This is a genomic window from Clostridioides sp. ES-S-0049-02, assembly GCF_020658465.1.
In the GTDB taxonomy this organism is placed as follows: Bacteria; Bacillota; Clostridia; order Peptostreptococcales; family Peptostreptococcaceae; genus Clostridioides.
This window is the reverse complement of record NZ_JACVWG010000056.1, coordinates 1-618: the sequence shown is the minus strand read 5'-3', so window position 1 is coordinate 618 and position 618 is coordinate 1. Positions and strand designations below refer to the sequence as shown.

Genomic DNA, 618 nt, shown 5'->3' with positions numbered 1-618 from the left:
AGTCTTGCAATCTCATTCCAATTTTTAGATGTAGCCATTTCTACAAAATTCATATTATTGTCAATTCTATCTAGATGCTTATCTACTTCGTTTATATCTGTTTTAGCAATAAGTATATCTTTGTGTATGTAGTCAAGTTTCTTGTCTACCTCATCAAAGCGATTACCCATATCAGCTTTCACTTCTTTTACCTCATTTTCAATGCCATCAAGTCTACTTTCAATTCCATTAAGCCTATTGTCCATCTTTTGTAATAATTCTAATATTTTTTCATCCATTAATACCACACTCCTACTTAATTGCTTTAAGTGTTGCTATATCATTCAGATTATAATTTGTAATAGTTTCTATTTTATTAATGTCTAATTGCATAAGTTTTATACTTCTTTTTGTATCTTCTGTTTTTAAATCTAATTTTATTATATCGCTTTTTATTTCTTTTAAGTCGTCTTTAATTTCATTCTGTCCAACTTTCAAATCGCTGATATCTTGCTTCATTCCTTTAATATCCTTTTGCATTTCTTGTAATAACTCTAATATTTTTTCATCCATGCCGTTCACACTCCTATTTTATTATTATATCATAATTTAAGTGTTGTATTCTAACACTTACTAAAA

At 27.2% G+C, this 618-nt stretch carries 2 protein-coding genes; both read right to left on the bottom strand.

All coding sequences use genetic code 11. The features are described 5' to 3' along the window. On the bottom strand, positions 1-278 hold a 278-nt coding region (locus tag IC213_RS20545), incomplete at its 3' end, for a hypothetical protein (protein ID WP_227863584.1). A gap of 13 nt (positions 279-291) precedes the next feature. Next, complete coding sequence (locus IC213_RS20540) at positions 292-552, bottom strand: hypothetical protein (RefSeq protein WP_227863583.1); 261 nt, start codon at positions 550-552, stop codon at positions 292-294. Between the last annotated feature and the right edge of the window lie 66 nt (positions 553-618).